Origin of the sequence: Sphingomonas glacialis, from assembly GCF_014653575.1 — a bacterium.
Classification (GTDB): domain Bacteria; phylum Pseudomonadota; class Alphaproteobacteria; order Sphingomonadales; family Sphingomonadaceae; genus Sphingomonas; species Sphingomonas glacialis.
Map to the genome: position 1 here is coordinate 990,546 of NZ_BNAQ01000001.1, position 24,371 is coordinate 1,014,916.

24 protein-coding genes and 1 riboswitch are annotated in these 24,371 nt (G+C 67.1%); of the genes, 7 read left to right on the top strand and 17 right to left on the bottom strand.

All coding sequences use genetic code 11. The features are described from left to right. Positions 1–6: 6 nt before the first annotated feature. Positions 7–1,167: a mannonate dehydratase gene (uxuA, locus tag IE187_RS04700; RefSeq protein ID WP_189675283.1), complete on the top strand. Its 1,161-nt coding sequence runs from the start codon at positions 7–9 to the stop codon at positions 1,165–1,167. Between the two features lie 18 nt (positions 1,168–1,185). Here uxuA and rsgA read toward each other — a convergent pair whose 3' ends face one another. Together rsgA and IE187_RS04710 are read right to left on the bottom strand one after the other, a co-directional pair. After that, a complete protein-coding gene (gene rsgA / locus IE187_RS04705) occupies positions 1,186–2,262 on the bottom strand; it encodes a ribosome small subunit-dependent GTPase A (protein ID WP_229839226.1) in 1,077 nt (358 codons plus the stop codon). Further along, the gene (locus IE187_RS04710; protein ID WP_165954417.1) at positions 2,249–2,392 is read right to left on the bottom strand and encodes a hypothetical protein; all 144 of its coding nucleotides are present in this window, start codon (positions 2,390–2,392) and stop codon (positions 2,249–2,251) included. Before IE187_RS04710 ends, rsgA begins: the two co-directional genes overlap by 14 nt. A gap of 192 nt (positions 2,393–2,584) precedes the next feature. Between IE187_RS04710 and IE187_RS04715 the strand changes: the two genes are divergently transcribed. Then, positions 2,585–4,198 carry a M28 family peptidase gene (locus tag IE187_RS04715; RefSeq protein ID WP_229839227.1) on the top strand — a complete coding sequence of 538 codons (1,614 nt, stop codon included), beginning with the start codon at positions 2,585–2,587 and terminating at the stop codon, positions 4,196–4,198. Between the two features lie 203 nt (positions 4,199–4,401). Continuing rightward, complete coding sequence (locus IE187_RS04720) at positions 4,402–4,986, top strand: peptidylprolyl isomerase (protein ID WP_189675593.1); 585 nt, start codon at positions 4,402–4,404, stop codon at positions 4,984–4,986. On the opposite strand, the gene IE187_RS04725 is transcribed toward IE187_RS04720, so the two are convergent. The 4 genes from IE187_RS04725 to IE187_RS04740 are packed head-to-tail and all read right to left on the bottom strand — an operon-like array spanning position 4,925 to position 8,638. Continuing rightward, complete coding sequence (locus IE187_RS04725) at positions 4,925–5,863, bottom strand: EAL domain-containing protein (protein ID WP_229839228.1); 939 nt, start codon at positions 5,861–5,863, stop codon at positions 4,925–4,927. The two genes, IE187_RS04720 and IE187_RS04725, sit on opposite strands and share 62 nt — an antisense overlap. Further along, positions 5,860–7,029 (bottom strand): AMP-binding protein, encoded by a 1,170-nt coding sequence (locus IE187_RS04730; protein WP_189675284.1) that lies wholly within the window; start codon positions 7,027–7,029, stop codon positions 5,860–5,862. The genes IE187_RS04725 and IE187_RS04730 overlap by 4 nt, the downstream gene beginning before the upstream one ends. After that, the gene (locus IE187_RS04735; protein WP_189675285.1) at positions 7,026–8,315 is read right to left on the bottom strand and encodes a sensor domain-containing diguanylate cyclase; all 1,290 of its coding nucleotides are present in this window, start codon (positions 8,313–8,315) and stop codon (positions 7,026–7,028) included. Before IE187_RS04735 ends, IE187_RS04730 begins: the two co-directional genes overlap by 4 nt. An 8-nt stretch (positions 8,316–8,323) precedes the next feature. Continuing rightward, positions 8,324–8,638, bottom strand: a complete 315-nt coding sequence (locus IE187_RS04740) for a phosphonate transporter (protein WP_189675286.1) — start codon at positions 8,636–8,638, stop codon at positions 8,324–8,326. A gap of 267 nt (positions 8,639–8,905) precedes the next feature. On the opposite strand from IE187_RS04740, the gene IE187_RS21260 reads away from it, so the two are divergent. Further along, positions 8,906–9,169 (top strand): hypothetical protein, encoded by a 264-nt coding sequence (locus IE187_RS21260; RefSeq protein WP_229839229.1) that lies wholly within the window; start codon positions 8,906–8,908, stop codon positions 9,167–9,169. A 69-nt stretch (positions 9,170–9,238) separates the two neighbouring features. On the opposite strand, the gene IE187_RS04750 is transcribed toward IE187_RS21260, so the two are convergent. The 9 genes from IE187_RS04750 to IE187_RS04790 form a co-directional block, all read right to left on the bottom strand. Further along, positions 9,239–11,500 (bottom strand): glycoside hydrolase family 3 C-terminal domain-containing protein, encoded by a 2,262-nt coding sequence (locus tag IE187_RS04750; RefSeq protein WP_189675287.1) that lies wholly within the window; start codon positions 11,498–11,500, stop codon positions 9,239–9,241. A 421-nt stretch (positions 11,501–11,921) separates the two neighbouring features. Beyond that, positions 11,922–12,800, bottom strand: coding sequence for a hypothetical protein (locus IE187_RS04755; protein ID WP_189675288.1), 879 nt, complete (start codon positions 12,798–12,800; stop codon positions 11,922–11,924). A gap of 36 nt (positions 12,801–12,836) precedes the next feature. Beyond that, complete coding sequence (locus IE187_RS04760) at positions 12,837–13,010, bottom strand: CsbD family protein (RefSeq protein WP_189675289.1); 174 nt, start codon at positions 13,008–13,010, stop codon at positions 12,837–12,839. Next, positions 13,007–14,539 carry a PAS domain S-box protein gene (locus tag IE187_RS04765; RefSeq protein ID WP_189675290.1) on the bottom strand — a complete coding sequence of 511 codons (1,533 nt, stop codon included), beginning with the start codon at positions 14,537–14,539 and terminating at the stop codon, positions 13,007–13,009. Before IE187_RS04765 ends, IE187_RS04760 begins: the two co-directional genes overlap by 4 nt. 4 nt (positions 14,540–14,543) lie before the next feature. Next, positions 14,544–14,909 (bottom strand): CsbD family protein, encoded by a 366-nt coding sequence (locus tag IE187_RS04770; protein ID WP_133189506.1) that lies wholly within the window; start codon positions 14,907–14,909, stop codon positions 14,544–14,546. 189 nt (positions 14,910–15,098) lie between these two features. Further along, a complete protein-coding gene (pnuC, locus tag IE187_RS04775; RefSeq protein WP_189675291.1) occupies positions 15,099–15,656 on the bottom strand; it encodes a nicotinamide riboside transporter PnuC in 558 nt (185 codons plus the stop codon). Then, entirely contained in the window at positions 15,656–16,798 is a 1,143-nt protein-coding gene (locus tag IE187_RS04780; protein ID WP_189675292.1) for a phosphotransferase enzyme family protein, read from the bottom strand. The genes pnuC and IE187_RS04780 overlap by 1 nt, the downstream gene beginning before the upstream one ends. A 4-nt stretch (positions 16,799–16,802) precedes the next feature. Then, entirely contained in the window at positions 16,803–19,088 is a 2,286-nt protein-coding gene (locus IE187_RS04785) for a TonB-dependent receptor (RefSeq protein WP_229839230.1), read from the bottom strand. Between the two features lie 48 nt (positions 19,089–19,136). Further along, a riboswitch (TPP riboswitch) is annotated at positions 19,137–19,246 on the bottom strand. A gap of 32 nt (positions 19,247–19,278) precedes the next feature. Continuing rightward, positions 19,279–19,971: an RluA family pseudouridine synthase gene (locus tag IE187_RS04790; RefSeq protein WP_133189514.1), complete on the bottom strand. Its 693-nt coding sequence runs from the start codon at positions 19,969–19,971 to the stop codon at positions 19,279–19,281. A 55-nt stretch (positions 19,972–20,026) separates the two neighbouring features. Between IE187_RS04790 and IE187_RS04795 the strand changes: the two genes are divergently transcribed. Beyond that, positions 20,027–20,845: a M15 family metallopeptidase gene (locus IE187_RS04795; RefSeq protein WP_229839269.1), complete on the top strand. Its 819-nt coding sequence runs from the start codon at positions 20,027–20,029 to the stop codon at positions 20,843–20,845. On the opposite strand, the gene wrbA is transcribed toward IE187_RS04795, so the two are convergent. Beyond that, entirely contained in the window at positions 20,835–21,437 is a 603-nt protein-coding gene (gene wrbA, locus IE187_RS04800) for an NAD(P)H:quinone oxidoreductase (RefSeq protein WP_133189518.1), read from the bottom strand. The two genes, IE187_RS04795 and wrbA, sit on opposite strands and share 11 nt — an antisense overlap. Positions 21,438–21,572: 135 nt before the next feature. Then, the gene (locus IE187_RS04805; RefSeq protein WP_189675294.1) at positions 21,573–22,271 is read right to left on the bottom strand and encodes a pirin family protein; all 699 of its coding nucleotides are present in this window, start codon (positions 22,269–22,271) and stop codon (positions 21,573–21,575) included. A 125-nt stretch (positions 22,272–22,396) separates the two neighbouring features. On the opposite strand from IE187_RS04805, the gene IE187_RS04810 reads away from it, so the two are divergent. Both IE187_RS04810 and IE187_RS04815 read left to right on the top strand, forming a co-directional pair. Then, positions 22,397–23,302, top strand: coding sequence for a LysR family transcriptional regulator (locus IE187_RS04810; RefSeq protein ID WP_133189522.1), 906 nt, complete (start codon positions 22,397–22,399; stop codon positions 23,300–23,302). Then, positions 23,299–24,363 carry an AI-2E family transporter gene (locus IE187_RS04815; RefSeq protein WP_189675295.1) on the top strand — a complete coding sequence of 355 codons (1,065 nt, stop codon included), beginning with the start codon at positions 23,299–23,301 and terminating at the stop codon, positions 24,361–24,363. Before IE187_RS04810 ends, IE187_RS04815 begins: the two co-directional genes overlap by 4 nt. Positions 24,364–24,371 lie beyond the last annotated feature (8 nt).

Consider the following 24,371-nt stretch of genomic DNA (forward strand, 5'->3'; position numbering starts at 1 on the left):
GTGTTAATGACACAGACCATGCGCTGGTTCGGTCCGAACGATCCGGTGCAGTTGCGCGCCATTCGGCAAGCGGGCGCGACCGAAGTGGTGACCGCGCTCCACGAAGTGCCCAATGGCGCGGTGTGGGAGCGCGACGCGATCGCCGCGCGCAAGGCTATGGTGCGCGCCGCCGGGCTCGACTGGCGCGTGGTCGAGAGCCTGCCGGTCGACGAAGGGATCAAGACGCGCTCACCCGAGTGGGATCGCCTGATCGCGCAATATTGTCAGAGCCTGACCAACCTCGCGGCCTGCGGCATCGACGTCGTGACCTATAATTTCATGCCGCTGCTCGATTGGACGCGCACCGACCTCGGCTGGGAATTGCCCGACGGCGCGCGCGCGCTGCGTTTCGAGCTGGTCGCGCTCGCCGCCTACGATCTGTTCATCCTGCAGCGGCCGGGGGCGGCCGAGAGCTACGACGCGGCGACCTGCGCTGCGGCCGAGCAGCGCTATGCGACGATGGATGAGGCCGCGCGCCGCGAGCTCGAACGGACGATCATTGCCGGGCTGCCGGGCAGCGAGGAAGGCTTCACCTCGCCTGCCTTCCTGCGCGCGATCGAAACCTATGCCGACATCGACGCCGCCACGCTGCGCGACCATCATGTCGCGTTCCTGGCGGCGGTGTGTCCGACCGCGGATGCGCTGGGCATCCGCCTGGTCGTCCATCCCGATGACCCACCCTTCCCGATCTTCGGCCTGCCGCGCGTCGTCAGCACCGAAGCCGACATCGCCAACCTCTTCGCGCGCGTACCGAACCGGTCTAACGGGCTGTGCCTGTGCACGGGGTCGCTCGGGGTTCGCGCCGACAACGATTTGCCCGGAATGGTCGATCGGCTCGGCGATCGCATCGGTTTCCTGCATCTCCGCTCGGTCCAGCGCGAGCCCGACGGCGCGTTCCACGAGGCCGAGCATCTCGGCGGCGACGCCGCGATGGCAGCGATCGTCGCGGCAGTGCATCGCTTGTCGGTGCGCGAACACCGCAGCATCCCGATGCGGCCAGACCACGGTCATCAGATGCTCGATGATCTCGCGCGGATCACCAACCCGGGTTACTCGTTGCTTGGCCGCATGCGGGGCCTCGCCGAACTGCGCGGGCTCGAACGGGGTCTCGCTTACGCGGCGGGGTAGCGGGCATGCCCGAAAGCGTCATCGCCTGTTTGCAGCGTTTCCAGGTCGGGAGCGGCGCGCGGCCGCGGCACCGCTGTTGGCCGCATCCTCGTGCGCGAGCTTGCGCCACCGGGCAACGCGGGCGGGATCGAGCTCTCCCGCCGCCATCGCGGCGTTGATAGCGCATCCGGGCTCCGCGATATGCGTGCAGTTCGAGAACCGGCATTCGAGCGCCACGTTCGTGACATCGTCAAAGACCTCGGTCACTCCAGTGCTCACTTCGGACATCTGGAGCTCGCGCATGCCGGGCGTGTCCACCAGCCAGCCACCTTCGTTCGCGCCATTGGCGAGGCGATACATCTCGCGGACCGTCGTCGTGTGGCGGCCCTTGCCGTCATCCTCACGGACCGCCTGGGTTGCGATGCTGCTCGATCCCGTCAACGTCTTTACGAGCGTGGACTTGCCGACACCCGATGATCCCACCAGCGCGACGGTCTGTCCGACGCCGCAATAGTCTGCCAGGCGAGCCACGCTCGCCGGATCTCGCCCGTCGACGAGTTCCACCTGCAATCCCGACTGGAGCGCACGCGCTGCATCGACCAACAGCTCGGGCGCAGGCGATAGATCGGCCTTCGTCAGGACCACGACGGGACGAACACCCACCTCGCGCGCGAGCACCAGATAGCGTTCCAACCGCGCGATGTTGAAGTCCTGCTTGCACGCCGTGACGATGAAAAGCGTGTCGACATTCGCGGCGATGAGCTGCACCCGGCGCTCATCCCCGGGGGCAGGCCGCTTGAAAAGGCTCGTCCGCGCCAGGATGCGCGCGATGGTTCGGCTGTTCCGGTCGACCAGCAGCCAGTCGCCCACGGTCGGCCTGTCCTCCGCGCCCCCTGCCACGGGCAGACTGGAGGGGATCGAGTCTTCGAGCCCCTCACCCGCAACGCTCACCCTTCCGCGGTGAACCGAAATCACCCGGGCAGGCTGAAAACTGCGGCTCTCCTCGAGAGAGACCTGCTCGCTGAAGAACGCTTTCCAGCCGAGCTGCGCAAGACTGAGGTCGGACGTTTTCATCGCAGCTTCAGCCGTCCTGAGGACGTCCTCATTCATCGGCATCCGGCGTTGCCTGATCGACGGCCCGCTTGTCCGCCTTGGCTTGCGCCTTCTTCGCCGTCTCGGCCGCTTTGGTCTTTTCCCGCTCGCGGCGCTCGAAGTCGTAATTTGTCTTGCGTGGTATGTCGGTCACTCCGAAGCTCGATCGTCCGGCGTGAGCACAGCACTCGCCCCGGGACTCTTGCCTTCCGGCTACACTGATCCGGCGTTCGCGACTAGGGTCAGGACGTGCTGCCGTCACAGCGCAGGATGCCGGGGACGCCCCGTAGGTCGACCGAGGTTCCCTCGGGGTGGCACGCCGCGCTCCAACGTCGCGATCACGCGCGTGGCGCACGAAGACCTCGGTTCGGGCGTCGGCGGGGGCGACGTGGATGTCGAGCACCGGTACACCTTGCCGCGGCGCCGCGTTTTGGGCAGCTTCACCGCTATGCTCAAGCCCTTCCGCGCGGTGATCCCGCTTTGCCTGTTCCTGACCGGAGCGTCCCGACCTCTGCCGGTCGATCCCGACACGCGCGCCTGGTGGGCGACGACCGCGGCGCTTTCGGGCGATGCGATGGCGGGGCGCGACACTGGCTCGGCCGCTTACGAGCGCGCCGCGACGATGGTGGCGGCGCGGTTCGCGGCCGCGGGGCTCGCGCCCGCCGGCGAGAATGGCAGCTATTTCCAGCGCGTGCCGATGCAGGCGTTGTCGATCGAACAGGCGACGGTGCGCATTGATTCCCGGCCGCTGCGGTTCCTGCACGACATCATGGCGAACCCTTATCCGAGCATGCCGACGCGGTTCGACGCTGCGATCGCGTATCGCGGCTATTGCGCGGCGGGTACGCTCGGCGATGTGCGCGGCAAGGTGGTGATCTGTCACGGGACCCACCGGGCCGGCCTGCCTACGGATGCCGATCGCGCCGCCGCGGTGAAGACGGCGGGTGCCATGGCGCTCGTCACCATCGCCGATCCCGGCTTCGCGGTGGAGCCGCCGCGCTGGCCGTTCGCCTATGCGCGCACGGTGTGGCTCCGCGGCAGCGCGCCCGAGGCGCCGGGGATCGCCCGTTTCATCCTCAATGCCGATGCGCTCGGCCGTATGATCGCAGGGGCCGGCCACGATGCCGCGCAGCTGATCGCGGCGGGGAGCGCGGGCGCCCGCCTGCCCGCCTTCGACACCCCCGGCCGCTTCCGCGCCGATTTCCGACTGGCGGAGCGTGCGATCAGCGCGCCCAATGTGCTTGCACGCTTGCCCGGCACCGATGCCGCGCTTGCCGCGCAGACGATCGTTCTGTCGGCGCATCTCGACGGCTACGGCCCCGGCGAACCCGTCGCCGGCGACCGCATCTACAACGGCACGCTCGACGACGCCGCTTATGTCGCGCTGCTGATCCGCTTGGCCGAGCGGCGGCACCAGTCCGGGTTTCGGCGGCCAGTGGTGTTCGCCGCTTTCACCGGCGAGGAAAAGGGCCTACTCGGCGCGCGCTGGTTCGTCGCGCATCCGACGGTACCGATCGCCGACATCGCCGCCGATATCAACCTCGACCAATTGCGCCCGATCTTCCCGCTTCGGCTGCTGACGGTACACGCGCTCACGGACACCACGCTCGGCGACGATGCGCGCGCGGTCGCCGCCGGCATGCAGATCGCCGTCCAGCCCGATCCGGAGCCCGAGCGCAATCTGCTGCGCCGCGCCGACCAATGGCCTTTCCTCCAGGCCGGCATTCCGGCGACCGCGTTCGTCTTCGGCTACCGCCCGGGCACCGAGAGCGAGCGCATCTACCGCCGCTGGTACAAGACCGGCTATCACAAGCCGCAGGACGATCTCGACCAGCCGATCGACTGGCAGGCGGCCGCGGACTTCAACCGGTTCTTCTACACGCTCGCGGCTCGCGTCGCGGATCAGCCGACCGCGCCGGCGTGGAAGCCCGGAAGCCCGCTTCGCGCCGCGCCGAGTTGAGCCGATCCATCGCCTCGCCAGTTGGACGCACTTTGCCCCACAAAGCGAGAGGCGTGCCGCTGTTCCATTTGCCGCCACCGGGATTCGTCATCGGAAGTGGCCGGGACGACGGACGGACGCTATTCGATACGCCTTATTAGATAGAAGGAAATGCGATGAAGGCCTGTCTCGCCGCACTGCTGGTGGCTGTTGGCGCCCCGACAATGGCGCAGGGGCCGGCGGCCGCACCGGTGCCGGTTGCCGCGCCATCCCCGATGCTGCCGCGCGTCGCGCTGGAGACCAGTGCGGGACGGATCGTGATCGAACTCGAGACCGTGAAAGCGCCGATCACCGCCGGCAATTTCCTCAAATACGTCGAACAGAAGAAGCTCGACGGCACCGAATTCTACCGCGCGGTGAGGGCCGCCGATCATTTTGGTTTCGTGCAATTCGGGGCGAACAGTGACCCCAAGCGCTTGCTCCCGCCAATTGCCCACGAGCCGACGACACAGACCGGCCTTCACCACACCGACGGCGAAATCTCGCTCGCCCGCCGCGCGCCGGGCACCGGCGGCGGCGAATTCACGATCAGCATCGGCGATCAGACGCATTCGCTCGACGCCGGGCGGGGGCAGCCCGCGGACAATCTTGGCTATGCGGCGTTCGGCCACGTCGTGGAGGGGATGGACGTGATCGTCGGCATCATGGACGCGCCCGTCTCGCCAACCGCCACGCAGCGTGGCGCATTCAAGGGCGAAGTGCCGATAGCACCGGTAAAGGTTCTGACGGCGCGGCGGGCAAAACCCTAGCCGCGCTCGCTTCGGGCACCGGTGCAGACCAAGGCCATGCTCGGTTGAGGGTACTCCTCGCGTCCTCCAACGCGAGCACCCCACGCGGCGGCACCAGGTAGCTGGGCGGAAGCGCCTCGATTGCAGGCCGGCCGAGCAGATAGCCCTGGGCAAGGCGGATCCCGATCGTCTTCAGCGTCTGCAATTCCGCGGCCGTCTCGATCCCCTCGGCGATGCAACCGATACCGAGCGCTTCGGCCATGCGAGCGACGCCCGCGACGATCGTCTGCCGCGCCATCGAGGAATCGATCCCGCGGATGAGCGCCATGTCGAGCTTCAGCATGTCCGGGCGAAGATCGGCGAGCAAGCCGAGGCCAGCATAACCGGCACCGAAATCATCGATCGCGGTGGTGAAGCCGCGCGCGCGATAGGCCTCGATGATCCTACGGACGTGGGTGACATCGCGCATCCGCTCGTCTTCGGTGAATTCGAACATCAACCGCGCGGGATCGAACCCGACACGCCGCGCTGCCGCGAGCGATGCCCGGATACAGGCGTTCGGCTCGTACACGGCATTGGGCATGAAGTTGATCGAGAGCTTCGTTGCGCTGTCGGGCGCGAACAGACCCCCGGCGAGCTCGATTGCCTTGACGCGGCAGGTCTGGTCGAACTTGTAGATCACGTCCGGCTCGACACTCGCGATCACCTCGGCCGCGGATTGGCCGGCGATGCCCCGTACCAGCGCCTCATAGGCGAAGACCGATCCGCTCGCGATGTCGACGATCGGCTGGAAGGCCATGGTGATCTGCGTCTTCAATGGCTTGCTCGTCTTGCAACCCGCGCAAGCCGCCTTGGCGGGATACGCGGCAGCGCCGATGCCGACTTCACCGTCGTTCATGCCCAATCTTCCAATTTACCCATCGCGTTGCGGGGCAGCGCCGCCCCGAAACGGAAGCTCTTGGGCCGTTCGTGAACCGTCAGTTGCTCCGCCGCAACCTGCTCGAGGAGGACGCCGAGGGTGACAGGATCTTGCCGATCGCGCGGCACGATGAAGGCCTTGAGCCGCCCGGCTGCGCTAAGCCGGACGGCCGCCTCCGCCACTCCATCGACCGATCTCAACGCTTCGATGACGCGGGCCGGCCAGACATTATGTCCTGCGACTTGCACGGCGCCATCCCGCCGACCGAGCAGCCGAAAGGCGCGATCGCCCGTTCGCTCGACGTGATCGGGCAAGTCCGTGATCACACCAGCGCGGTCGCTGAGCTGCCAGTCGTCCGCGCCGTGCGGCACCAGGCGCCACCGCGGCAACAAGTCATAACGCACTGCCGGCACTTCGCGGATCGCGATGGCGCTGGTCTCCGATGCGCCATAGACGTCCACCAGGCGCGCCAGCCCCGCCGCCCGGAGCGCATCGGCAACCGATCCGTCGAGCACGCCTGCCGAACTGACGCCAACCACGTCATCGGGGAAACGGCGGATCAGGCGCAGCGCCGCCTGCCACTGTTCGGGCACCGCGACGACGAGATCGCCGGCGACGAGGCCGAGCGGCGCGCCGAGCGTACGCACGACGATCGGAACGCCCAGTACGCTTGGCACCAATGCGGTCCAGACGATGCCGTACAGATGGTTTGCGGGAACCAGCGCGACGATGCGCCGCCGATCGGCAAACCGCGCCGCAAGCCACGCCGCCTCGTCGAGCAGATCGGACGTGGCATGGACGCACGGCCGCTGCTCGCCGGTAGAACCCGACGTCCTGACCGTCATGTTGCTGTCCGCCGCCGCCTGCCCGGCCATGATCCAGTCGATCCACGCGCCGACGGTGCTCGGTGGAGCCTCATCGAGCAGGCTATCGTCGAGATCGAACATCTCCGCCAACGCGCCGAGCGCGCCGAGCTGCTCGAGCGAGTCGAGCCCAAGCCCCGCCTCGTCGATCGCCATCGCCTCGGGCCAGATCCCCTCGACAAGCGGTGGCAAAACCGTTTCCCGGATCCGCCGCACTTCGGCGGCCACAGCGGCACACGCGATGCGATGCACGGCGGAGCGGCGCAGTTCGACGCTGCTCACGCTGCAGCGGCTTGTGGTTGGAACACCTGATTGCGTCCGCCGCGTTTGGCCGCATACAGCCGCTTGTCCGCCAGCGCGATCAGCGCGTCGATCGAACCATCCGCTTCATCCAGCGTCGCGCAGCCGAAGCTGGCTGTCAGCGTCAATATCGTGCCCGCCGTCTCGACCTCGATTGCGGCGATGGCCGCGCGCAGGTCCTCGGCGAGCCCGATTGCCTGTTCCCCATCGTACCGTGGCAGCAACGCAGCGAATTCCTCGCCCCCAAGCCGCGCGAATACGCCACGCGGCGGGAGCAACGGCGCGCACGCCTCCGCGACGCGGCGCAACATGATGTCACCGACGGGATGCCCGTAAGTGTCGTTGATCGCCTTGAAATGATCGAGATCGAGCATGATCAGCGACAGCGAATGCCGCAGGTCGCGCCACCGCGTCTGCTCGCGTTCCATTGCGTGGCTGAAATGCCGCCGGTTGGCGGCGCCGGTGAGATGGTCGCGAGTCAGCACGCGTCGCAGATCCTCTGCCGCCGCTTCGCGCCGCGGCACGTCGCGCAGGATCACGGAAAAGCCGATCGGGCCCGTTTCGTCATCGCGCGAGCGCGCGACCACCAGACGCTGGCACCAATAGCGCTCGCCATTGGCACGCTGCTGCCAGCCTTCCTGCAGGTGCCAGCCATCCCGCTCGGCGACCACCAGTTGCTCGTCCAGACGCAAGTCCCCGCCGGTCGTATCGGTCTTCAGCACGTCGCCGAGTTTTTGACCGATCACCGCGGCAAGATCGTATCCCGTCTGGCGCGTGAAGCCGGAATCGCCAGTGATGACCTCACCGTCCGGCCGGACGGTCAGCGCCGCATAATCGTTGATCCCATTCAGCAGCGTTGCGAACCACGTATCCGCTTGGCGAAGCCGTTGTTCCTGCACGACTTGCTGGCTGATATCGGTCAGCGTCACCATCAGCCGATCGGGCGCAAGTTTTACCATCGTGCACGCCAGCACCTTGCGCGGGGTAGTACGCCGCGCACATCCGAGCTCGACGAAGATGCGATGGCCGTCGCAGACGCGTCCAGTCGCGGGGGCGAACGCGGCAGCGATGCTGCGCAGCTCGGGGGCGTGCTGTTCCAACGCCGAAAACAGATTGCCGGCATCGCGCGGGCCCGCCAACGGCAGCAGATGCTGCATGGCGTGCGGATTCATCATCCCGATCTCGCCCGCCATGTCGCATTCGAGCAGGCCGACCGGGCATGCGTAAAGGAACTCGAGCAGCTGCTCTTCACTCGACCGCTCGGTCATGGCGGTTCCTAGCGTTCGATGAGAACGTAGCGGCGCGCCGCTTCGGGCGAGGCCAGTAGGCGCAGCCGCACCTTGGTCGGCCGCATGCGCAGCGTCAGGACATAGGGCACGATGTCGTCGATTTCAGGCTCTTCCTCGAACCGCTGCGCAACCATGAAGTTGTTCATGCACTGCGCGACCGCCTCGAAGAACGGGACGCCCATGACGCTGGCACGGTCGAGCCCCGAAAGGCGTGCCTCGGTGGCGTTATAGACCTGTACCGTCGTATCCGCAGGGAACCCGACGATCCCGAACGGCAAGGCATCGCGTTCGACGTCGCTCATTCCGTCTAGGGTCGTGAGGGAAAGGGATTCGAACGCAATTTCCTGAGGCACAAACAAAGCTCCTGTGATCCATTTCCCTGCACCGCCAGACCTAAAGATTACCTTAAAAGGCTGATTCGGTTACATTCCCGCAACGACACCGGCACGCCGGCGTATCTGTCAGTCGGGGTGGCAGGCTCTCGCGCATCGTCCCCAAGGTTGGAGCCCGCTTGCCCGTGCGATTCGTGTTGAGGCAGATTGCCCGCCGCCTGCCGAAGGTTCGTCGCTGTGGCCGCAGCGGCCGACACTGCGTCAGCGCCCGCCGGGGAATATGTCGAGCGATGGGATTTCATTGGTATCCACGGGCTCAAGCCGCGCTTCGCGGCAATGCGATCGAACCGGGGACGGTCGATCCCCGCTCGCTTCGCCAACGGCTGCGCGACACCCGCGATGCCGACCGCGCGCGCCGAGATCGCCGCGCTGGCGCTCGGCCTGGCGCGCTTCGAGTCGGCCCTCCCGACAGGCCAAGCCCACGTCATCGACGGCGGGTGAGGAACAGCTGCCGCTCGGGCTGCATCCGTCGAGCCCCGGTGGGGGCCGAGAGAGAACAGGGGACGCCGCTTACCGCGCGCGCCATGTCGCCGGCATGGTCCGCGCTGGCAGGCTCACCGTCACGGTCTGGCGAATGTCGGTCGCCGAGTCGGCGAGCATCACCTTGTAGCGACCACCCGCGATCCGCCACTGATGTCCGGCTTCGTCCCACGTCGCGAGCAAGCGTGGATCGACCGTCACCGCCACCGTCTGGCGCGCGCCGGGTGCCAGCGCGACCTTGGTGAAGCCACCGAGCCGCTTGGGCGCTTCCCATCCACCCGCGACCGGCGCGATATAGATTTGCGGCACCGTCGCGCCAGCACGCGCACCGGTGTTGCGCACCGTGAAGCTGGCGGTCAGCGCGCCGTTGGCGGCGGTCGCGGTCAGCCCGTCGGTGGCGAAGCGCGTATAGGACAGACCGTGGCCGAAGGCGAAAAGCGGCGTGATCGCCTTCGCGTCGAACCATTTGTAACCGACCGTCGCGCCCTCTTTGTAGACGACGTCGCCGGCGTGCGGCTTGGCCGGATCGGGCAACTGATCGACACTGCTCGCAAAGGTCATCGGCAAGCGCCCCGACGGATTGGTCGTGCCGAACAGCAGATTGGCGATCGCCGCACCGCCGGCAGTGCCGGGATACCACGCCTCGAGCACCGCTCCGACCTTGCCGAGCCACGGCATCGCGACCTGGCTGCCGGTTTCGAGCACGACGACCGTCTTGGAATTGGCCGCGCCGACCGCGTCGATCAGCGCATCCTGCGCGCCGTCGAGCGCCATCGGCACGTCGAACGATTCGCCCTGCCACTGCGTTGCAAAGACGATCACGACATCGGCGCCGCGCGCCAGAGCCGCTGCCGCCGCGGGATCGCTGCCATCGGCAAAGGCGACCTCCGCGCCCGGCGCGCGGCGCTTGATCTCGTCGAGCGGCGACGAGGGATAATACATGATCGGGCCGGGCCAGGTCTTTGGCAGCAGCCCCGGCACGGCATTGCCGCCGACCGGATAGACGAGCGAGGATCCCCCGCCTGCGAGCACCCCCTTGTCGGCATGGCCGCCGATCACGACGATCCGCTTTGCGGTCGCGGCGAGCGGGAGCATGTCACCGTCATTCTTGAGCAACACCGCGCCCGCCTCCGCTGCGGCGCGCGTGACGGCGGCGTGCGCGGGAAGATCGATCGGCTGTTCGCTAACCGGACGCTCGAACAGCCCTTGCGCGAACATCGCGCGCAGGATCCGGTGCGTCATCACGTCGAGCCGCGCGGGCGTCACCGCTCCGCTATCGAGCGCCTGGCGCAGCGGCGCGCCGAAGAAGGGCTGGGTGTCGAAGGGAAAGCCCGAATCCTGGTCGAGCCCGGCATTGGCGGCGGGCGCGGTGCTGTGTGTCGCCCCCCAATCGCTCATCACATAGCCCTTGAAGCCCCAGTCGGTGCGCAGGACATCGGTCAGCAGCCAGCTATTCTCGCAGGCATAGGCGCCGTCGACGCGGTTGTACGAACACATGATCGACCCCGGATCGGCGCGCTCGATCGCCAGCTGGAAGGCGAGCAGGTCGGACACGCGCGCCGCGCTGTGCGCGATGATCGAATTGCCGGCGTTGCGATCGGTTTCCTGATCGTTGAACGCATAATGCTTGATCGTCGAGACGACGTGGTTCGACTGGATACCGCGCACTTGCTCGGCAACGATCGTCCCGGCGAGCAGCGGATCCTCGCCGCCATATTCGAAATTGCGGCCGTTGCGCGGCTCGCGCAGCAGATCGACGCCGCCCGCCAGCATGACATTGAAGCCCGAACGGCGCGCTTCGTCACCGATCATCGCGCCGCCGGCATGCGCGATCGCAACGTCCCAGCTCGCGGCGATCGCCAGGTTCGACGGCAAAGCGGTCCGCTCGCGCTTGACCGCGGCACCTCCCTGCGTCGCGACACCGACGCCGGCGTCGGTTTGATGCTGCGCCGGAATGCCGAGCCGCGCGATCGCGGGGACATAGCCGGCCGAGCCGGCATGCGCCTCGACCGGAGCCTTATAGAGGAAGATCGGAAAATCCGTCCCGAAATAGCCGAACACCAGGGTGAGCTTCTCGTCGCGTGTCATTGCCGAAACCAGCGCCTTTGCACGCGCATCGGGAGCGCGCTTCGCATCGTTCCACGCGCCGCGGATCGCGGGCTTGGTCCACGCGGGCAGCACCGGCGTCCCGGCGACCGGTGCGACCTTCGCGGGCGGCGGTGGGGCGGCGACTTGGGCGGACGCGGTGGCGGCGACGAGCAGCAAGGGCATGGCGGCGACACGAAGCGTCATCAAGAAATCCTCTCTCGGTAGGTGTCGCGCCGTGACTCCGGACCGAACGCTGACGCTGGCGTCGTATATGCGGGCGCCTTTGACAGGTAAACAGCTGGCGAAGCTGCGTTTCGCGCCCGGCATTCTACCAGGGCCGCATCGCGCTCTCGCGGCGCCGATCCTGGTCATGCTGTATCGCTGCCTTGCGCAGCGATCGGTGCGGCCATGCGGCGGCGCGAGCAAGCGCGCGATGCTGCCGCAATAGATTGCCAGACAGGTCGGATCGATGCCGACGGCTTGCGGCGGGGTAGGCGCTGGCCGATCGCCCTGCGCATGTGTGTCCGTCTGGTCGGTGTCCTGCGGCATTCGGCTGAAGACCGAGCCGCAGGACACGTCGCGTAACGATAATGCCGCCCTGGATCCGGGCGGCACTGCACGAGAGTTAAAGGCGGCGGCGCGTGGCCGTGGTCGCCCCGAAGCCGGCGGCACCGGCGCCGATCAGCAGCGCGATCACCAGCATGAACGACGTCCCCGCGGCCACACCGGCGGCGGTGTCGGTCGCCGACTTGGCGGTACTGATCGCGTCGTTCTTGGTCTTGACGAATTGCGCCTTGGCTTGCGTCACCTGGGCCTGTGCCTCGGGACGGCTGATCTTGCGCTGGGCGGCGACGATGTCGACGATTCGGCTCTCGGCCTGCGCGCCGTCGGTGCCACCGCGGGCGAGCGCGGGCAGCTGCTTGGCGATTTCCTTCTGCGCCTGCTCGGGCGTCATCTGCGCCGGGTCGGACGGTGCGGTCGACAGATAGGCAGCGGCTTCGTTGCGGACGTCGGACGTATCGACGCCAGCCACGTCGGCAACCTTGGGAGCCGCCGCACCGATCCCGCTACCGGCTGCGCCTGCAACCGCGCCGACGGTGCGGAACGCGCCGCCGATGATCCCGCCGACCGCCGACGTGAGCAGATACAGCGTCAGGATCAGGGTGACGCCCCAGACGACCAGGCCGTGGACCAGACCATCAAAGCGATCGTGCACGCCAGCGACGCGTGCCGCTGCATAGCCGCCGGCACCCAGCGCGATCACGGTCGTAACGATCCAGTACAATCCGGCGCCGATGCCGAAGCCGGTCGCCCCTGGTGTCGTGCCCTCGACCGGATTGACGAGGCTGAGCCCGATCCCCGTGCCAAGAATGCCGAGCACGAGCTGGATCGCGATCGCCAGCACGACGCCGGCGAAGATTGCACCCCACGAAATGCGCGTCGGCGTCTTCACCAGACGCGCGTCGTCAACCGGCACGAAGCCGGGTGTCAGATTGGTAGCCATAGTCACTCCTGTTGGTAGAAAATTGCCAGACCGGCGTCAGTCGTCGCCGTCCTTAATCATGGGGCTTTCGCCCCGGGCCTGATCGGCTCCGGCTTCGCTTTCGCGCCGCCCCTGCCGTTCGACATCGGCGTCGCCGATGATCTTGCCGATCGCTTCCTGGACCGAGCCCTTCGCCTGGCGGGCGCGGCCCTTGTCGCGGCGCTGCGTCATGCTGCCACCTCCCGTTCGGACGGTTCGTTCGTCGACGATGTCGACATCGAGTCGCCATCGAAGCCGCGCGCGCGTGCCCATGCCGCAGCGGCGTTGCGGCGATTGACGCCGATCTTGGCATAAATCCGCGCGACATGGTTGCGCACGGTATTGCCCGACAGATCGAGCGTCCGCGCGATCGACTTGTCGTCGAGCCCGCGACAGATCAACGCCAGCACCTCGCGCTCGCGCTGCGTCAGCTCATCGAGCCCAACTCCGCTCGGCTCGGCCTGCGGCGCGCGGATCCGCGCCAGCTTCTCCATGATCGAGCGGCTCAGCCAGCTGGTATCCTTCATCACCGCCTCGATCGCGCCGACCAGTTCGCGTTCGGACGCCTTGCGCGTGCTGATGTCGCGCATCGCCCACAGCACGCATGCTTCGTCACGCAGCAGGATCGGTTCGGTCGAAACGATACCGTCGATGACCGCGCCGTCCTTCAAACGGATCCGCACTTCGCGATCGCGCAGCGCATGCCCCGCATCGATCTCCCCCTCGAGCGCGTGTTGCAGCGCCGGGGTCTCCCACAAGCCGACTTCGCCGAGCGGACGCCCGATAATCTCGTCGGCGGCATAGCCCGTCAGCGCGGTGAAGGCCGCGTTGACGTCGCACAGCCGATGCCCGTCAAGCGCACCGATCGCGAGCGCCACGGGCGCAAGCGAGAAGGTCCGCGTGAAGCGCTCCTCGCTCTGCCGCAGCGCGTTTTCGGCTTTCCGACGCGGTTCGAGATCGGCGAAGGTGAACAGCATGCACGGTTGATCGCCCATGTCGATCGGCTGCCCGGCGACGATGACGAGCTTCGTCTCGCCAGTGGGCAAGTCGAGTTCGGCCTCCATCTGCGGGATGGTCCGCCCCTCGGCGAGCCGCTCCTTGCCGAGATCGCGCTTCTCGGCGCGCGCCAGAACGTCGATGTCGTAGACCGTCTTTGCGAGCACGGTGTCGCGGTCGTGCCCGGTCATGTCGAGAAAGCCCTGATTGACCTTCACGAAGCGCAGGTCGTTCAGCCGGCAGATGACCGCCGGTGCCGGATTGGCGTTGAACGACTGTTCGAACCGATCCTCCGCCTCGAAGCGTGCCGAGACGTCCTGGATCACCAGGACGAGACATTCGGGCTCGTCCTCGGCGTTGGTCAGCACCAGGCTGCGCACTTGGTGGACCCAGCGCGGCTCGGCCTCGCCTGCGACCGCGACCTCGACGACGACCTCGGAAAAGGCCTCGCCCGCAACCACGCGCTCGATCGGATAATCGGCGCCGCGCAAGCGGTGGTTGTTGCGATAGCGCAGCTGGAAGCGCTGGCGATAATCGTCGACTGTGGCCCCGAGCGCCTCCACCGAGTCGACCCCGTGCATCCCGAGCGCCGCTTCGTTGGCCCACAGGATCGATTGGTCGGGGTCGACCAGGATGACGCCTTCGTCGAGCCCCGCGATGATCTGGCGCAAATGGCGCAGATCCGCGGAGTCTCGCAGCGACTTGAGGGCCGGGGCCACGGTCACGCGATCAGTCGCGCTGGCCGTGCACGAGCCACGCGAGGCCGTAGCCGAGCGCTGCCGCGCCGAGCGCCCAGAGCACGGGTGCCTGCTTGACTGAGTCCTGCGCCGTCCGCGCACCGCGCTTGGCGGCGTCCAGCGCACGATCACCGGCGACCCGCGCCTCGCTGCCGATCTTGTCGGCGAGCTCAGGGGCGCCGTCGACGACGTCGCCGATCGCCGACTTTGCACGACCGTAGAGGTTCTGCGCGCCACCAGCGACCTGATCGACAACGCCATCGACTTGCCAGTCGCGGCTGTTGACGGTGTCGCCAACGGCCTTTTCGATCTTGCCGCCGATATAGCGTGCACCGCCCTGGAATTCGTCCTTGTTCATTTTCTCGCTCCTTGTCCGAAGAAGAAATCCGCAACCGCGGCGTGGCGCCGAACGCAGGGAACATCCCTTGCCCGGCATCGCACCCCACCGAATTGTGCTCGGATCGGACCCATATAACGGCGAGGTCGATGCGCGGTTCCTAGTATTTTTGCGCCATGCGCTAGGTAAGAACTACCCGCCGTCGCAGCGTCAAACGCGCTGCGCGGTCCGCCAGCGGCGATAGCCAAGCCCTGCCAGGACGATCATCGCGGCATAGAGGCCGGCGGTAAGCATCAGCCCCTTGAACACGAACATGCCGACATAGATCACGTCGACCGCGACCCACAGCAACCAGCTTTCGCGATGCCGCCGTGCCGTCCAATATTGCGCGACGAGGCTGAAGCTGCTCAGCGCGGAGTCGATCCACGGGAGTGCCGCATCGGTATAGTGGCTCGTGCCCCACCCGATCGTGACCGCCCCGATCGCGCCCGCCGCAAGCGCGATTGCCGCAGGCCCCGAGCGCAGCGGCTCGACCACGACGTCGCCATCATCTTCCTTGCCGCGCGCCCAGACGATCCAGCCATACACGATGGCGATGCCGAACAGCGCTTGCAGCACCATGTCGGCATAGAGCCGAACGTCGAGGAACAGCTTGAAGTAGAGCGCACAGGCCAGCAGGTTGATCGGCCAGCACAGCATCCGCCGCACGGCGGTAAGCCAGATCCCCAGAAAGCTGACGATGACAGCGACGATCTCGAGCGCGGACATCAGCCGAGTGGCCCGTGCTCGATGGTATTCAGGAAAGCTTGTCCGTGTGGCGCGGTGAACCAGTCGGCGTGGCCGAGCAGATACTGGTCCCACGCCACACTCGCCTGCTCGGCATCGCCGACGACACCCGCGAAATAGTCGATCTCGGACAGCGCGAATTCGAAATGGACGAGCGGCAGCACGCGCAGCAGCGCCGCCACCTCACCGCGGTCGAGCGGGATCACCGTCGCATACCCCGCGAGCAGCGCTTGCGCGGTTTCGGGATCGCCGATCGTCGCGTCTCTCCCCTGCCCCAGCTCCAACCAGTCGATCGCAGTGCGCTCGATTGCGGTCGCGAGATCGTGCACCGCGCAGGTGCGGTCGGCGAGACCGAAGTCGAACACCGTCTCCACCTGCCCGTCCGCGTTCCACAGCACGTTCGAGGGATGCCAGTCGTTATGCGTCCACAGCGCCTCGCGCCCCGCCAGCGCTGCCGGCACACCCTGGCCGAGCTCGGCAAACAGTCGCGCCACCGCCGGCCGCCAGTCGCGCGGTTCGAGGAATGCCGCTAGCGCCGGCCGCGCCGCGACATAGGCCTCGGTGGCCGCCAACGGATCGGTGCTGGGAAGAATATTGAAGCTCGCCACCAAGGGCTGCACCGCGCGCGCCGGCGCTGCGAAACCGCGCGATGCTGCGTGTAGCCGTGCGAGCGACGCACCTGCCGCATGCGCGTGCGAGGCGGAGAAAAATGGCGTCCAGGAAAGCCGCTCGCGGTACAGGTCGAGCCCCGCGCCTTGGCGGTGCAGCTCATAGGTCCAGTCGCCGACGGCAATCGCGCTCGTCCCGGCGTCGGTCAGCAGGATTTCGGGCACCGGTATCCCGGCCGCGGCGAGATGCGCGATGAAGGCGTGCTCCTCCGCCAGGCCGGCAGGCGTCCGCACCGCCGGATGGTGCCGCTTGAGCACGAACACGCCGCGCGTCGTGCGGACCCGCGCCGCCGCCGAGAAGGGCCGCGGCGAATGCCATTCGAGCGCTTCGAGCTGCCCGGCGACAGGGAAGCGCGCAAGCGCGGCAGCCGCGTTATCATGCGTGATGGCAGGCCAGGTCGGCGGCTTGAGCGTGGTGCCTATGCCGTGGACGAGATGCGGGGCGCTCGCGGCCATTGCCTCAGAACACGCGCGACAGCGTCGCGATCAGCGCCGCGCCGCTCCCGACATAATAAGCCGGCGCCGCCCCGGCGATGAGGCTGCCGCGACGCCCGATCGTGTCGCGCGCGTTGGGGGTCACCGCCGCCACGCCCGACAGCACGCGCGGATTGGTGACGTTGATCGCATTGAGCCGCAGATCGGTACGCTTGCCGTCGAGCCACTCGGCCAGATGCACGCCGACCGACAGGTCGAGGGTCGCATAGCCGGGGATGCTCTCGTCATTGACGAAGGTGGCATATTGGCGCGCGACATATTTCAGCGCGCTGCTGCCGAAGAAGCGGCCGTCGTCATACGTCCCGCCGAGCCCCGCCTGAAAGGTCGGGCTCGACACCGCATGCTTGCCGCGCGTCGGCAGAAAATCCGCGCCGACCGGCAGGTCGTTGTCGAGCCGCGCGCGCAGATATTCGCCCGAGACGTAGAGGCTCACCCCCGCGGCGGGGCGGTAGTCGATCTCACCATCGACGCCGTAAGACGTCTGGCTGCCGGCGTTGAGCGTCGAATTGACCTGCGCGCCGCCGACATCGACCAGCGTACCAAGCTGGCGATTGCGGAAATGGTAATGGAAGGCGGTCACCGACGCCGACAGGCTCGGCCCGATGTAGCGATAGCCGAGCTCCTGCGAGACCGAATATTCGTTCTTGAGCGCGTTCGTCCCCTGCGTGCTGAGTTCACCGCCATAATAGCTGTTGTAGAGCGTGAATTCGTTGGGGCCGCGGAAGTTGGTGGTGACGTTGGCGAACAACTGCTGCCGGTCGTCGAGTTGATAATGGACCGCCGCACGCGGCAGCGCGGCAAAGCTGTCGCGGCGCACCGCCGATTGCGGGCCGGGCAAATAATTGCGCCCATTGCGGAGCAAGTCGACGCCCTTGAACCCGACGTCGATGGTCAGCCGCGGGGTGAGCGTAATGCTGTCGGCGAGGAAGAAGCCCTTGGTCACCGTGAGCGTGCGCTGATCCTCATAGGCGAGCAAGCGGCCATCGGCAGTGCGGATCGCCGTCTCCTGATAGCCCCATGGGTCGACCGGACGCCCGTCCGCGCGCACCGCGCCATAGGTCTGCAGCACGCGATCCTTGCCGTAATCGAACCACAGGCCAGCGGTGATCCGGTGCGCCCCGGCGGCAAGCGTGAGCTTGGCGACGGTGCCGCCGCGGAACTGGTCGCCGGTATAATTGCCGAGCACGGTCGCCGCGCCATCGACCGCGCCGGGCAGCGCGACCGGCCCCAGCCCCTCGGTGCCGAGGAAATTGCCGGTGGTCGAGAGCGCCGTGCCGTAGGGCGAATTGCCATAACCGAACTGGAGATAGCTCGTCGTGTCGAGCGTCAGCCGGTCGCTGAGCGCCAGATGCAGCGGCGCCGCGAGATAGACGTTGCGGAACGGCGCGCGGTGAAGCCGCCAGTAATTCGTATTCCCGGCGCTATACTTGCGATCGTAGTTGAACCCCCGCCCCTCAGCCTTCCAGTCGGCGAGCGTCGGGCTGGGATAGGTCGAGGAATTGGCATCGTTGAACGACACGGCGAGGCTCGCGCGGTTGCCGTTGCCCCATTCGTTGAGCAGCTTGGCGTCGACATGCTGGCGCGTGTCGAACCCCGCCCCGCGCCAATTGTCGGCGCGGATGTTCGAATAGGACACGAACGCCTTGAGCCCGGTCCGGCCGATCGTGCCGGTATCGACCCGCACGAAGGCGCGCCGCGCGGCGTACGATCCGAGCGAGAGATTGACGAGCGCTTGCGGGCTCGCCTTGGGATCGTCGAGCGTCAGCGACAGCAGCCCCCCCGCCCCGCCGACGGTCGGCGAATCGAGATCGACCGCACCTTGCGCGAGCGTGATCTGCTTGAGATTCTCGGCATCGGCGAATTGCGCCGGATAGGCGTAATAATAACCGATGTCGTTCTGCGGCGCGCCTTCGAGCAGCACGCCGATCTCGTCCTGCCCGAGCCCGCGCAGCGTCAGGCTCGAGCTGGTCGACAAGCCGTAGGGGTCGCTCGACGAGACGTTCGCGCCGGGCAGCAGGCCGATGAGTTGGAACGCGTTGAGCGTGGGCGCTTGCTTGGTGATGAAATCGGCCGAGATCGCGCTTTGCGCCTTGGGCGCGTGCTGGTCGGGTAGCAGGCCTTCGGGATCGGGATGGCCGGTGACGACGATATCGCCGGGCGGATCCTTGTCCTCGGCAAACGCCGGGACCGCGAGCATCGCGCTCGACAGCAGCGCGAAGCCGAGCGCGCCGCGTGCGATGCCGTCGGTCATGGAAAGCCTGCGCGTCATCCGTCGTCACTCCTACACGGAGGGGTAACGGAGTCTGCCGCCAGCCCTCCCTACGCCGGTATCAACCGGATCAGGTTCAGCGGGTCGTGGGCTGCAGCCCACCTCTCAGCCGCGCATTAGCGGCCCCCCGGGGAGCGCGGGGCTTAGTCGGTCAGGTCACGCGAGGAAAGCGCTATTGCGCGGGCGCGGCATCAGCTTCGGTAAATCCCGCCGCGATGAAGCGCTCAGGGAGCGGCGCCTTGGCGATGATCGGCTCCTTGCCCGCCCGTGGCACCATCAGTTCGGCGGCGTGGAGCAGCGTTGCGGCGCCGTTCGCCTTGGTCCCGTTGCCGTAGATCGGATCGCCGACCACCGCCGCGCCGAGCGCCTCGGCGGCATGGACGCGGATCTGGTGCGTTCGGCCGGTCTCGGGGATGAACTCGACGAAGCTGCGCCCGTCCTTGATCGACAGCACGCGCCACGCGGTCCGCGATGCCTTGCTGCCCTTGGCGCCGAGCGGATCGCCGACCATCCGCCAGCCGGTCTCTTCGGTGCTGACCTTCGCAAGCGCGAGATCAATCAGCCCGCTCTCACCCTCGACCACACCCTCGAGCACCGCGAGATAGCGCTTGCGCACGAGACCCTGCTCGAACGCCTGTTGCAGGCGGGCATGCGCCTTGGGATTGCGCGACAGCAGCAGGCAGCCCGACGTGTCGCGATCGAGCCGATGCACCGGCACCGGCCAGCGCTTGAACGCGAAGGTCAGCCCGTCGAGATGGTTTTCGAGGGAGAGCGACCCATCGCGCGGACGATCGACCGGGAGACCGGCGGGCTTGTCGATGACAAGCGCCTCGCCGTCGAGAAAAAGAACATGATTGGCTAGCATCCCACCCCCTTGCCACCGCAAGCGCCGACATGCCAGAGCCCGCGCCGTGCGAGCGATGCGAACTTGGGCGATGGGGATCGCGCTGGCGCCGTGGGCGGCTTCCCCCACGCTCGCGCAAACGGCTGTTCCGGCTAGCCTTTATCCCGGCGATCTTCCCGCCGCGATGGCCGACGGACGCATGCTTGGCCACCTGCCCTATCCTGAAGTCGCAAGCGGCGATCTGGTTGCGGCGCCGCCCGGTTTCGCGGTCGGCCAGCCTTGCGTGATCAATCGCGATGCCGCGCCCGACCTTGCGCGGATGCTGACCGCCGCCGCGCTGACACCCAGCGTAGGCAAGACGCTCCGCGGCCTGTCGTGCTTCCGCTCGATTGCGCACCAGCGCGCGGTCTTTTGCCACAATCGCCGACGCGGCCATTGCGGCGACCCGGCGATGCGGGCGCTGACCGTCGCGCCGCCGGGGTTCAGCGAACACGCAACGGGCTATGCGATCGACTTTGCGATCCGGCCGTCGGCGGGATGCGCCGATGTCGACAGTTGCATCGCGACGACCCCCGCGGGTCGCTGGTTAATCAGCCACGCGCCCGACTTCGGTTTCGAACTGTCGTTCCCGATCGGCAATGCGCAAGGCGTCACGTGGGAGCCGTGGCATTGGCGCTGGGTCGGCGCCAATCTGAAGGTGCCTGGCGCGACGCGCGCACGCCTGGCGGTCGGCCGCGCGCGCGCGCGCTACCCGGCGAGCCCGCGGGTGACCGACATATCCGACCTCTGGCTCAAGCCACCGTCGGTGCCGCCACCCGTCATGCTCCCGCAATTGCTGCCTCCGCCGATCATCGCTCCGGTCGAGCGGCGGAGGCGCAAATGGTTCAGGCTTTGAGCTTGGCCGCCGTCTCGGCGATCCGCTTGCCCTGATAGCGCGCGCCGGCGAGCTCTTCGGCATGCGGCTGGCGGCTGCCGTCACCATCGGCGATCGTCGATGCGCCATACGGCGTGCCGCCGACCACTTCCTTGACGCCGGTCATGCCCTGGAAGCCGTAGTCGAGGCCAACGATCGTCATGCCGTGATGCATCAGGTTCGTGATGATCGAGAACAGCGTCGTCTCCTGCCCGCCATGCTGGCTCGCGGTCGAGGTGAACGCACCGCCGACCTTGCCGATCAGCTTGCCGCCGAACCACAGCCCGCCGGTGGTATCCCAGAACGACGCCATCTGGCTCGGCATGCGACCAAAGCGCGTCGGTGCGCCGACGATGATCGCGTCATAGTCAGCGAGCGCGTCGGGGCCGGAGATCACTTCGTGCGCGGTATCGGTCTTGAAGTGCGCCGCTTCGATCACCGCTTGCGGCGCAGTTTCGGCGACGCGGCGGATGTCGACCTCGGCACCACCGGCGCGCGCGCCTTCGGCGACGGCGTCGGCCATCTGCTCGATATGGCCGTAGGACGAGTAATACAGCACGAGAACTTTGGTCATTGTGAGATCCTTCTTTTACTTGCGCCCCTCCCGCTTGCGGGAGGGGGTGGGGGAGGGAAGTCTGAAAAGGAAAGGGTAGCGCCCGAGGCACGCCCCTCCCCTAACCCCTCCCGCAAGCGGGAGGGGGATACGCGGTTACTCGCTGTCGACGAGCACCAACTCGGAATCCTCGAGCGCGGTGATCGTCACGGTCTGCCCGCCATCCATCGCCGCGCCATCGCGCGCCTTGAAGGTCTGGCCGTCGATCTCGACCGATCCCGTCGCGGGCACGAGATACGCGTGCCGCCCGGGGCCGACTTCGTGCGTGATCGTCTCGCCAGCCCGCACGAGTGCTGCGAGCACGCGTGCGTCGGCACGGATCGGCAGCGCATCGGTGTCTTCGGCAAAGCCGCTCGCCAGCGTCACGAACTGCCCCGAACGATCGTCCTTCGGGAAAGGCTTTGCGCCCCAGCTCGGCGATCCGCCCTTGCGGCTCGGCTCGATCCAGATCTGGAAGATCGTCGTCTGCTCGGGCTCGAGATTGTATTCGGCATGGCGCACGCCGGTCCCCGCGCTCATCACCTGGACGTCACCCGCCCCGGTGCGGCCTTCATTGCCCATCGAATCCTTGTGCGTGATCGCGCCCTTGCGGACATAGGTGACGATTTCCATGTCGCGGTGCGGATGCGGCGGGAAGCCGCTGTTCGCGGCGATCTCGTCGTCGTTCCACACGCGGATCGCACCCCAGCCCATGCGGGCGGGCTCGTAATAATTGGCGAAGGAAAAATGGTGGCGGGCGTTGAGCCAGCCATGCTCGGCATGGCCGAGGCTCTCGAACGAACGTCTCTCGATCATTGCGGATCTCCCGAAGGAATTGCGTTGGCACCAAGATAGGCGTTTGGATTGCGCGGTAAATGGAAACACTGGAAACCGATCGTTTCGACATGTAAGGAAACGCGTCGCCTGGAGCCTGGTACCAAATGCGTCTTCCCGATCTCGAAGCCTGGGCGATTTTCGCCAGTGTGGTCGAACACCGCTCCTTCAGTGGAGCCGCCGATTCGATCGGCGTTTCGAAGGCGACGGTGTCGAAAGCGGTGACGCGGCTCGAGGCGCATCTCGGGCAATCCCTGTTCCACCGCACGTCGCGCCGGCTGACCTTGACCGAGACCGGCAAGGGCCTGGCGGAACATGCCGCCCGGATTCTCGCCGAGGCGATCGCCGCCGAGGAAGCCGCGCACGATGCCGCGACGACCCCGACCGGGCTGGTACGGTTGAGCGCACCGATGACGCTCGGCCTCGCGATCGTCGCGCCGCTCGTTGCCGAGTTCCTCCTGCTCCATCCCGGCATCGAGATCGAGCTGATCCTGTCCGACGCCAAGGTCGATATCGTTGCCGAGGGGTTCGATATCGCGCTGCGCATCGCCGACCTGCCCGACAGTTCGCTGCGCGCGCGTCGGCTTGGGCCGATCGCCATCCATATCGTCGGCTCGCCTGAGTATTTCGCGCGAGAGGGCCGACCGACCCATCCCGCGCAACTCGGCGAACATGCGTGTTTCGGCTATACCAACGTCACCGGACCGTGGCGCTTCTTCGGCCCTGGTGGTGCAGAAGCTGCCGTGCGGCCCAGAGGCCCGCTATCGGCGAACAGCGGCGACGCGCTGCTCCCGGCGCTCCGCGCTGGACTCGGCATCGGCTTGCTCCCCGACTTCATTGTCGGTCCCGACCTTGCCTCGGGGAAGCTCGAGGTCGTGCTCGCCGACTGGCACGGACCGCCGATCGCGCTGCACCTAGTGACCCCGCCAAGTGCGCTGCGGCCCGCGCGCGTCGAGGCGCTGATGGACTTTTTGACGGAGAAAGTTCGCAACCCTTGCGTTCGCGAAGGGTGAAGCGCCTTGCCCCCGATGCCGACGACGCCCGGTTCATCCGCCGTGTCCTGATCGTCATTCTGATCGTCGCGCTCACTGCGGCGGTGTGGCGTGCGGGCAATCTGCTGATCCTCGCGTTCGGCTCGATGCTCGGCGCGGTCGCCATCCGCGCGATTGCCGAGCTCTATGGCAGGGTTGTCCCGCAACGCGCGACGATGCCGCTTGCCGTGACCACGGTGCTCGCGGTGATCGGGTTTCTCGGGTGGCTGTTCGGCGTCGAATTCGCGCAGCAGATCAACCAGCTCGTCTCGCAATTGCCGCATCTGCTCGACCAGCTTTCGCACTGGATGTCGCAATCGCCGGTCGGTGCGAAGATCGTCGAAGCAGTCAAGGCGGCATTCGCCGGATCGCGCGTCGCCAGCGACATCGGTGGCCTGCTGAGCGGCAGTGGCCAGCTGTTGCTCAACTGCATCCTCCTCCTCGTCGGCGCCCTGTTCTTCTCCGCCGACCCGGACGTCTATCAGCGCGGCGCGTTGCTGCTCGCGCCGCCATCGGTCCGACCGGCGTTTGCCGATGCGCTGGTCGATGTCGGCACGACGCTGCGGCTGTGGCTGCGCGCCGAGCTGATCGGGATGACCTCGATGGGGCTGCTCGTCGGCACGGGGCTGTGGATCGCTGGCGTGCCCTCGGCGTGGGCGCTCGGGCTGCTCGCGGGCCTTAGCGAATTCATTCCCTATGTGGGGCCTACCGCTGCAATGCTCCCCGCACTCGGGCTTGCCGCGACCGCGGGAACGGCGCCGCTGATGGGCACGCTGATCACCTATGCGATCGTCCGCGTGATCCAGACCAACTTCGTCACGCCCTATGTCCAAAGCCGCGTGATCGACATCCCGCCCGCGATCACGGTGTTCTCGATCATTGCGATCGGGTTCGTGTTCGGGCTGTTCGGGCTCTTCTTTTCGGCGGGACTGCTGGTGGTCGGATTTTCGCTCGTGCGCAGCCTGTATCTGCGCGAGGTGCTCGGCGAGGACCTAACAGACGGCGCCGAATCACCCCGCGAATCGCGGATTCAGGCCGATTAATGCGAAAT